This window comes from Pedobacter sp. HMWF019 (genome assembly GCF_003061025.1).
Lineage (GTDB): Bacteria > Bacteroidota > Bacteroidia > Sphingobacteriales > Sphingobacteriaceae > Pedobacter.
This window is the reverse complement of sequence record NZ_QAIL01000475.1, coordinates 1-10,234: the sequence shown is the minus strand read 5'-3', so window position 1 is coordinate 10,234 and position 10,234 is coordinate 1. Positions and strand designations below refer to the sequence as shown.

The 10,234-nt window shown below is 41.5% G+C and carries 10 protein-coding genes; all 10 read left to right on the top strand.

Going from position 1 to position 10,234, the window contains the following annotated elements; all coding sequences use genetic code 11:
- Positions 1–534, top strand: a 534-nt coding sequence (locus tag DBR11_RS30340) for a GTPase (protein WP_233260895.1), incomplete at its 5' end; no start/stop codon positions are given.
- 175 nt (positions 535–709) lie between these two features.
- Positions 710–1,300, top strand: a complete 591-nt coding sequence (locus DBR11_RS24705) for an N-acetyltransferase (protein WP_108555249.1) — start codon at positions 710–712, stop codon at positions 1,298–1,300.
- A 26-nt stretch (positions 1,301–1,326) separates the two neighbouring features.
- The gene (locus DBR11_RS24700; protein WP_146186657.1) at positions 1,327–1,704 is read left to right on the top strand and encodes a hypothetical protein; all 378 of its coding nucleotides are present in this window, start codon (positions 1,327–1,329) and stop codon (positions 1,702–1,704) included.
- A gap of 87 nt (positions 1,705–1,791) precedes the next feature.
- The gene (locus DBR11_RS24695) at positions 1,792–3,123 is read left to right on the top strand and encodes a sigma-54 dependent transcriptional regulator (RefSeq protein ID WP_108555247.1); all 1,332 of its coding nucleotides are present in this window, start codon (positions 1,792–1,794) and stop codon (positions 3,121–3,123) included.
- A gap of 264 nt (positions 3,124–3,387) precedes the next feature.
- Complete coding sequence (locus tag DBR11_RS24690; protein ID WP_108555258.1) at positions 3,388–3,465, top strand: potassium-transporting ATPase subunit F; 78 nt, start codon at positions 3,388–3,390, stop codon at positions 3,463–3,465.
- Positions 3,466–3,488: 23 nt separating this feature from the next.
- Positions 3,489–5,207: a potassium-transporting ATPase subunit KdpA gene (gene kdpA / locus DBR11_RS24685; protein ID WP_108555246.1), complete on the top strand. Its 1,719-nt coding sequence runs from the start codon at positions 3,489–3,491 to the stop codon at positions 5,205–5,207.
- A gap of 5 nt (positions 5,208–5,212) precedes the next feature.
- On the top strand, positions 5,213–7,243 hold the full coding sequence (gene kdpB, locus DBR11_RS24680; RefSeq protein ID WP_108555245.1) for a potassium-transporting ATPase subunit KdpB: 2,031 nt from the start codon (positions 5,213–5,215) through the stop codon (positions 7,241–7,243).
- An 11-nt stretch (positions 7,244–7,254) separates the two neighbouring features.
- Positions 7,255–7,821: a potassium-transporting ATPase subunit KdpC gene (gene kdpC, locus DBR11_RS24675; protein ID WP_108555244.1), complete on the top strand. Its 567-nt coding sequence runs from the start codon at positions 7,255–7,257 to the stop codon at positions 7,819–7,821.
- Positions 7,822–7,985: 164 nt separating this feature from the next.
- A complete protein-coding gene (locus DBR11_RS24670; RefSeq protein WP_108555243.1) occupies positions 7,986–9,056 on the top strand; it encodes a porin in 1,071 nt (356 codons plus the stop codon).
- Between the two features lie 67 nt (positions 9,057–9,123).
- Positions 9,124–10,234 (top strand): sensor protein KdpD (locus DBR11_RS24665; RefSeq protein ID WP_108555242.1); only part of this gene is annotated, 1,111 nt, incomplete at its 3' end.

Here is a 10,234-nt window from a genome sequence, read left to right as displayed (position 1 = left end):
GTGTTGGAATTGAAAGTCCTGGCCGATGTAGGTTTAGTGGGTTTTCCAAATGCAGGTAAATCGACCTTACTTTCTGTGTTATCTGCCGCTAAACCGGAAATTGCTGATTATCCTTTTACGACATTGGTGCCTAACCTGGGGATTGTTTCTTACAGAGGAGGTAAATCTTTCGTCATGGCAGATATTCCAGGAATTATTGAAGGTGCATCTAAAGGAAAAGGTTTAGGCTATCGTTTTTTACGTCATATTGAACGTAATTCTGTTCTTTTGTTTATGGTTCCTGCGGATACGACCCGCTCCATTAAAGAAGAGTATGAGATCTTAAAAAAAGAATTACAGGAATATAACCCTGAATTGATGCAAAAACCTCATTTGCTGGCGGTAACTAAGGCAGATATGCTGGACGAGGAGTTGGTGGCCGAGATGAAGAAGGAGCTGCCAGAACATATTCCATCTATATTTATTTCTTCTGTAGCACAAAAGGGACTTACGGAACTGAAGGATATGCTTTGGAAAGCCATTGGCCCGGAATAAAATAATTTTATTTTCAATATGAAATAATCCACCCCATTTTGATAGGGTGGATTTTTTTTGTCAAAAATTCGGGAAGAAATAATTCGGCTTTTTGGTTCAGTGAGACTTGGTTTTTCAGATTTTGTATGTTGCAGGCATTCCTTTTGAATAAGGCAGGAGATCAAATTATATTCAAATGGAAAATCAATTGATCTTTGTACGGATCGCAACCATAAACGACATCAGGTATGTTGATGAAATTGTAAAAGAAACCGAAATCTCTGCTCTGGCCAGAGGTACAGGAATTGCCAAACGTTCGCCTGAATCTGTAGCGAGGAAAATCTGTGAGGGCAAGGCAGTAATTGCGGTGACAAGCGGAGGTATCTGGGCAGGATTTGCGTATTTTGAAGTATGGGATGGAGGAAGATTCGTATCGAATTCTGGCTTGATTGTAGCGCCGGCTTTCAGAAATTGCGGCGTGGCACGCGCCATTAAAGAAAGGGTATTCCTGGTTTCCAGAAGAACCCATCCTGAAGCAAGGATCTTTAGCATTACCTCTGGGCTCACCGTTATGAAAATGAACTCTAGTCTGGGTTTTCAACCTGTTACCTTTTCAGAAATCGCGCAGGAGCCTGGTTTCTGGGAAGGTTGCAAGAGTTGCGTTAATTATGATGTTCTGGAAAGGAAGGGAAAATGTAACTGCCTCTGTACGGCAATGCTTTTTGATCCGAAAATGGCACCGGCAGTTCAGCAGGCTGTTGCGCAAAATGCATTTGTTCAACGGTAATTTTTATGGATTTAAGAAATAAACAAATGAATCTAATAGAAAATGAATCATGTCTGGTTCTAAAAGAAGAAGCTATAGAAAAGCCTGTGTTTTTAAATTCAATGCTCTTAAACTGCACATCAGACGGATGTAAGGGGCATGGTACCGGAAATAAAGATAATCACGTAATTTGTGAAGCTATAGAAGATATTCACTGGTTTTGTACTTATGTCTTCCCTATAGAAGGAAATTTGAAGGATCCGGTGAAAATGACCATTTTGGAAATCGAAACCCTGCCATTGGATAATGGGACACCATGTACCTGTACCTTTAAAGTCGAGATTAGGTTTACCTCCAGTTATAATCGCAGAGAAATTTTGAACACCGTCAGAAATCATGTTTTTTGTCAGTTTATAGTGGAGTAATAATGATAAATGATCAGGCTTCAGCTTTAAGTTCAAATTATATTTTGATAAAATATTAATGCTTAATATTGCTTAAATTATCAGTTTATGCAGAATACCGTTCTAATTATAGACGATGAAAAGAAGATTTGCAGTCTTTTGGCGCGCATTATAGAGCTCGAGGGGTTTAGGGTTTTCCAGGCGGCTACTGGAAAGGAGGGGCTGAAGCTTCTTGCTAATCAGGAAATTGATGTGGTGATCAGTGATGTCAAATTGCCAGATATTAATGGAGTAGAACTGGTTAAACAAATCAAGAAATTAAAGCCTTATACTGAAGTGATCAATTTGACGGCTTTTGGGACGATTCAGGATGGGGTAATGGCCATGAGAAATGGCGCTTTTGATTATATTACCAAAGGAGATGACAATGATAAGATCATTCCGTTGGTATACAAAGCTATGGATAAAGCCAAACTCCAGCTCAGGGTATATGAGCTGGAGAATAAGGTGAGCCGCCAATACAATTTTGATGCAATTTTGGGACAGTCTAAGGCGATCAAGGAAGCATTGGACCTGGCCAGGAAGGTGGCATCAACGGATACCACGGTATTGCTTCTTGGGGAAACAGGCACGGGTAAGGAGGTATTTGCCCAGGCCATTCACTATGAAAGTTTGCGGAGCCTGAAACCTTTTGTAGCTGTAAATTGCAGTGGATTTAATCCGGAACTACTGGAAAGCGAACTTTTCGGCTACAAGGAAGGTGCTTTTACTGGTGCACTAAAAGACAAAAAGGGTTTACTGGAAGAGGCCAACGAAGGAACCTTGTTTTTGGATGAAATTGGGGAGATGAACCTGGATTTGCAGGCCAAACTGCTTCGCGTGCTGGAGAACCAGACCTATATTAAAGTGGGGGATACGCAAACCAAAAAGGTAAATGTCCGGATTATCGCTGCGACAAACCGGGATTTGAAAGAAGAAGCTGAAGCTGGAAAATTCCGGCTGGATTTGTATTACAGACTTTCTGTTTTTTCTATTGAGCTGCCCCCTTTAAATCAGCGCAAGATCGATATTCCTTTGATAGCTAGGCATTATTTGAAAGAATTTGCTGCCAAGGTAAACAAAGCTGATTTTACAATGGAAGAAGATTTTGTTCATCTTTTACAGCAGCATTCCTGGAAAGGCAATATCAGGGAGCTGAAAAATGTAATGGAAAGGGTGGTGATCCTGGCCGATACCCTGGTATTAACAGCCAGCCTGCTACCATATGAATTTCATGTACACAGTACCAAAGATGATTCGATGAGTATGGAGGCTATAGAAAAACAACACATTATCAAGGTGCTCAAATTTACAAGGGGAAATAAAACAGAGACTTCCCGTTTGCTGGGAATAGGATTGACCACGCTGTACCGAAAGATGGAGGAATATAAAATTAGCTAATTTTACACTGTCTTTTTCAATATGATAAAAACCCTTCCATTTTGGAAGGGTTTTTTGCGTTAAAAAAAATGGTGAAAATATTTTTTTGATGTTTTGTAGCTGATAATCAGTATCTTGTAGTGGTTCTCCTGAGTGTGGTATACAGATTGGTTATTGGTATTAAAAATATACAACTATGGTCACATTTATTCTTCTTTTAACCCTGCTTGCCTTTTGCTGGGTGTTTTATAAATCAATCGACTGGTTCGAAAAAATCTAAATCACATGATCGCATTATTCATTATCGCAATTGCCGTATTCCTGTATATGGTTTACGTCTTAATTAAACCCGAAAAATTTTAAAATCGCTTTTCAACAATTAAAAAATGAACACTGAATTATTTGGAATCATAGCAACCTACCTGCTAACGGTAGTTTTGGCTATCCCTCTGGGCATTTATCTTTCCAAGGTATTTGCCGGAGAAAAGGTCTGGACAGACTTTCTAAAACCTCTGGAGAACGGAATTTATAAACTTTCGGGCATCAATGTTAAAGAGCAGATGAACTGGAAGCAGCATATGAAAGCGCTGATGACAATTAACCTGGTTTGGCTGGTGTACGGCTTCTTTGTTTTGCTGCAGCAGGATAAACTGCCACTAAATCCGGACGGTAATCCAGGAATGTCACCTGATCTGGCCTTTAATACGATCATCAGTTTTGTGGTGAACTGTAACCTGCAGCATTATTCTGGAGAGTCTGGTGTAAGTTATCTCACACAGCATTTTGTATTGATGTTCCTGCAGTTTGTGAGTGCAGCTACCGGGATTGCAGCGGCTGTGGTTTTCTTTAAAGCATTCAGAGACAAAACAACAACCTCTCTAGGTAACTTCTGGGAGTTCTTTGTAAAATCTATTACCCGCTTGTTGCTTCCTCTTTCTGTTATAATGGGGCTAATATTAGCTTTTAATGGTACACCTACGAGTTACCAGGGTAAAGACCAGTTTATTTCCCTGCAAGGAGATACAGTACATGTATCAAGAGGACCTGCTGCCGGATTTATTGCCATTAAACATTTGGGTACCAATGGAGGCGGATGGTTTGGTGCCAACTCTGCACATCCTTTGGAAAATCCAAGTTACCTGACCAATATGGTGGAAATGATTGCACAGGTGATTATTCCTATAGCGATGGTGATTGCCTTCGGCTATTTTATCCGACGTAAAAAACTGGCCTGGATGATCTTTGGGGTAATGACCATCGGTATGTTGTTGCTGTTGTTGCCAACATTGAGCAGTGAGCTGGGTGGTAATCCGGCTATTGCGAAAATGGGAGTATCGCAGGCAACTGGTGCCATGGAAGGCAAAGAGGTGCGTTTTGGACCTACAGCATCGGCCTACTGGAGTACCGTGACTACCATTATTTCTACGGGTTCAGTAAATAGTATGCACGATAGCGGAATGCCTTTAACTGGTTTATGGCAGTTGCTGGGTATGATGATCAACTCTTTTTATGGAGGTTGTGGTGTCGGTATGCTGAACTATTTTATTTATCTGATTATTGCGGTGTTTATTTCTGGCTTAATGGTTGGGCGTACGCCTGAATTCCTGGGCCATAAGGTGGAAGCCAGAGAGGTGAAGATTGCTGCATTGATTACCTTGCTTAGCCCTTTTCTGATTCTTGCCGGTACAGCGATTGCAGCCTATGTATTTACCAATCACGGTGGCGCGGCCTGGGCTGTTCAGCCTAAAACCTGGTTAAATAATCCTGGTTTCCATGGCTTCTCAGAGATGTTATATGAAATGACCTCCTCTAATGCCAATAACGGTTCTGGTTTTGAGGGACTGGGTGATGGCAATACTTTCTGGAATGTTTCAACTGGCTTTGTATTGTTGCTGGGCAGGTTCCTTCCTATTATAGGTCCTGTGGCGATAGCTGGCTTGCTGGGTGCCAAAAAATTTATTCCTGAATCAGCGGGTACTTTAAAAACCGATACCTTGACATTTAGCCTGATGACCTTTGCGGTGATCTTGGTTTTGAATGCCCTTTCTTATTTCCCTGCATTGGCCTTAGGTCCTTTGGCAGAGTATTTTACCTTATTTAAATAATAAAAATGAAAACCTCAAATAAATTATTTGAACCTGCATTGGTGCAAACCGCATTAAAACAATCATTTATTAAGCTGGATCCGAGGGTAATGGTTCGTAACCCGGTTATGTTTACGGTTGAAATAGGCACTATTGTGATGGCTTATGTAACTGTATATTCCATAAACCATAGCGGACAGGGATCTGCATTATATAATTTTATCATATTTCTGGTATTGCTGTTAACGGTACTGTTTGCAAATTTTGCAGAGGCCATTGCAGAAGCCAGGGGGAAAGCACAAGCGGATAGTCTTCGTAAAACCAGGGAGGAAACTCCTGCTAAACTGGTATTGGCCAACGGTTCTTTTGAAATGCGTTCATCCAGCCAGCTGAAAAAAGGTGATGTGTTCTTTTGTGAGGCAGGTGATATTATTCCAACCGATGGAGAGATCATAGAAGGTATTGCTACCATTGATGAATCGGCCATTACCGGAGAGTCTGCCCCTGTGATCCGGGAGTCAGGTGGGGATAAATCCTCGGTTACTGGTGGAACAAAGGTATTGTCTGATGAAATCAAAGTAAAGGTGAGCACAGAGCCGGGCGAAAGCTTTCTGGATAAGATGATTGCCTTGGTGGAAGGGGCTTCCCGTCAAAAAACGCCAAATGAGATTGCTTTGACCATTTTGCTGGCAAGTTTTACATTGGTATTTATCATTGTCTGTGTAACGCTGAAGCCATTTGCTGATTATGCCAATACACCAATTACCATTGCGGCTTTAATTTCTTTATTCGTATGTCTGATCCCAACCACAATTGGCGGTTTATTGTCTGCCATCGGTATCGCAGGAATGGACCGTGCGCTGAGGGCTAATGTAATCACCAAGTCTGGTAAGGCTGTGGAAACTGCAGGTGATATCGATGTTTTGCTACTGGATAAAACAGGTACCATTACGATTGGTAACCGTAAAGCGACTAACTTTCATCCCACTGAAGGGGTGAGCCCGAATACTTTTGTGGAAGCTTGTGTACTGAGTTCTCTTGCTGATGAAACTCCTGAAGGTAAGTCTATTATTGAACTGGCCAGTGCAGACGGAAGGCCGGCTTTGCGTAAAGCACCTGAGGGCGCTCAGTTCATTAAATTTACGGCTGAAACACGATCAAGTGGAATAGATACTCCTGATGGCAGAAGGATCCGTAAGGGTGCATTTGATTCGATACGTAATATAGTAGAGAAAGCCGGAAATCATTTTCCTGCTGATATTGAAACCGAGGTAAAAAACATTGCTTCCAACGGGGGAACACCTTTAGTGGTTTCTGAAAATGAAAAAGCCCTTGGGGTAATTGAATTACAGGATATTATTAAACCAGGAATTAGCGAACGTTTTGAGCGCCTGCGCAAAATGGGAGTTAAAACAGTAATGGTTACTGGCGATAATCCTTTAACGGCAAAATATATTGCGGAAAAAGCGGGTGTTGATGATTTTATCGCGGAGGCAAAGCCTGAAGATAAAATGAACTATATCAAAGAAGAACAAACGCAGGGAAAACTGGTGGCCATGATGGGAGACGGTACCAATGACGCGCCGGCTTTGGCTCAGGCAGATGTAGGTGTGGCGATGAATAGTGGAACACAGGCTGCTAAAGAGGCTGGGAATATGGTGGATTTGGATAATGACCCAACAAAGCTTATTGAGATCGTTGAAATTGGTAAGCAATTATTGATCACAAGGGGTACTTTAACTACTTTCTCTATTGCGAATGATGTGGCTAAATATTTTGCTATTGTACCTGCTTTGTTTATCACTTCTATTCCGGCTTTAGAAAGCCTGAATATTATGGGGCTACATAGTCCGGAAAGTGCGATCCTGTCGGCAGTGATCTTTAATGCGATCATTATTCCGATTCTGATTCCACTGGCTCTAAAGGGGGTGGCTTACAAACCGATCGGTGCAAGTGCCTTGCTGAGAAGAAATTTATTCATTTATGGTTTGGGTGGTGTTATCGCTCCATTTATAGGAATTAAACTCATTGATTTGGCTGTTGGCCTGTTCGTTTAAAATTATATATCATGAAAAAGTACTTATTACAATCTATACGTCTCACTGTGGTACTGTTGGTATTGCTATGTGGAGCTTATCCTTTATTTCTTTCTTTTGCTGGTGGTTTTTCCAAAGGTAAGGGAGGGGGAGAGAAGATTATGGTTGATGGAAAAGTGGTTGGTTACGCGCTGATTGGTCAGTCCTTTACCAAACCCCAGTATTTCTGGGGACGTCCTTCAGCGGTTTCTTATAATGCTGCGGGTTCGGGAGGCTCTAACAAAGCGGCTTCCAATCCTGACTATGAAAAGGATGTTCAAAACAGGCTGGATACTTTATTGAAGTATCATCCGTACCTGCAAAAAAGCGAGATCCCTTCGGATATGGTTACGGCCTCAGGAAGCGGACTGGATCCGAATATTTCGGAGCAAGGCGCTGCTATCCAGATCAAACGGGTGGCTGAATTTAGAAAGGTAAATGAAAAAACCGTGGCTGATCTGGTGGCCCAAAATACAGAACATCCTTTATTTGGTCTTTTTGGGCCAAGCAAAGTGAACGTATTGAAATTGAATGTTGCACTGGATAATTTAAAGAAATAGAAAACATCCCAAGAGTTACCCGATCCTACGCGTTTGCCAAGTTGCAGGATCTGGGTAGCTCCATAGGACTTACACAACAATATTAATGAAACCATCCTGAGCTTCCAAATAAAATAACAACAGCTCATGATCACTTGATTACTATTGAAAGACATAAAATATTAATGAAAAAAATAATCACATTAATTGCGGGTTTAACTGCAAGCGTAAATTTATTTGCACAGGAAGAATCAAAAGTGAAATTTTCAGGCTATGTAGAGGCCTATTATGGATACGATTTTAACAAACCTTCGGACAACAACAGACCGGGTTTTATTTACTCACATAACAGAAGCAATGAGGTGAATATCAATTTAGCTTATCTTAAAGGAGCCTATGATGACGGCAATATCCGGGCAAATGTCGCGGTAATGGCAGGTACGTATGCCAATGCAAATATGAGTGCGGAATCTGGTGTGCTGAAAAATATTTATGAGGCCAATGCCGGTGTTAAATTGTCTAAGAAAGCCAATCTATGGTTAGATGCTGGTGTATTCTCTTCCCATATTGGATTTGAAAGCGCAATCTCAAAGGATTGCTGGGTATTGACCAGGAATATTTCTTCTGAGAATACACCTTATTTTGAAACAGGTGCAAAGCTAAGTTACGTTACTGCTGATGGCCAGTTCAGTGCATCGGTATTGTATTTAAACGGTTGGCAAAGAATCAGTAGACAGGATGGAAATCGTAAGCCTGCCGGTGGTGTACAACTGACCTGGAAGCCAACAGAAAAAATTACAGTGAACTATAGTAATTATTTGGGAAAAGAAGGTGCGGATTCTGTTGGTGTGACCAGACTGTATCACAATTTGTATGGAATCTTCCAGTTGGATGAACAATTTGGTGTGACCCTGGGTGTAGATTATGGTACGCAACAGACATCAAAGGGAAGCAGTACCCATAATCATGTTTTTGCACCGGTTGCGATTGCTCAGTATAAATTTGACCCAAAATGGGCTGTTGCTGGAAGAGTAGAGTATTATGATGATAAAAATGGGGTATTCATCGCTACAGGAACAGCAAATGGATTCAGGACAACGGGGTATTCGCTAAACCTGGATTATGCACCTGTGAAAAACGCAGTGCTGAGGCTGGAAGGGAAATTATACAACAGTAAAGATAAGGTGTTTAAAAGGGACCAGGATTTGGTAAATTACAATGGCCTGGTTACAGGGAGCATTGCGGTATCGTTCTAATACATAAATAAAAAATAGCAGCATAAAGAAGCAAATTCTTCTTTATGCTGTTTTGAATAAGAAGACAATGGAAGACAACAAAGAAGATTCTGTACGCAAGTTCCTTGAGCTGGTTAAAAAATCGAGACGGGGAAAACTGAAGATCTATATTGGCATGAGTGCTGGTGTGGGGAAAACGTATCGTATGCTACAGGAGGCTCATGCTTTGTTGAGGGGCGGGGTAAATGTTCAAATCGGGTATATCGAAACGCACAGGCGGGAGGAGACCCATGCTTTGCTGGACGGCCTGCCACTGATTCCAAGGAGAAAGATTTTTTACCGGGGTAAGGAACTGGAGGAAATGGATTTGAATTCCATTTTGAGTATCCATCCGGATGTTGTTATTGTAGACGAGCTGGCCCATACCAATGCAGAGGGCAGCAAGAATGCAAAGCGTTGGCAGGATGTATTCGATTTACTGGATGCGGGCATCAGTGTGATTTCTGCGGTGAATATCCAGCACCTGGAAAGTATTAATGAAGAGATAGAACATATTACGGGAGTTGCTGTTACAGAAAGGATACCAGATAAAATTCTGGAAATTGCTGATGAAATTGTCAATATAGACTTAACGGCAGATGAACTGGTTACCCGTTTAAAAGAAGGGAAGATTTACGATAAAAGTAAGATTGCTACTGCTTTGGGGAATTTCTTCCAGCCCGAAAGAATTTTACAGTTGAGGGAACTGGCGCTGAAGGAAGTAGCTCACCAGGTAGAACGAAAGGTAAGTTTGGAGGTGCCAAAGCAAATTAAATTAAGATCGGAACGCTTCCTGGCCTGTATTTCTTCCAATGCAGATACAGCTAAAGTGGTGATCCGTAAAACGGCGAGACTGGCTTCATATTATCGTTCTCCATGGATTGTGCTGTATGTTCAGAGCAGCAGCGAAAGCGGGGATAAAATTAAGCTGGATAAGCAGCGTCATTTGATCAATAATCTGAAGTTGGCCACTGAACTTGGTGCAGAGGTTTTAAAGATTAAGAGTGACCAGGTAACGCAGACCATTATAAAAATTGCAGAAGAGAAAGAAATTACGACAATATGTATTGGAAAGCCGCATTTGAATCTCTTTCAAGTCATCATGCGAACGGCTATCTTTAACCAGCTTTTACGAAGTCTGGCCATGAGAGATACCGACC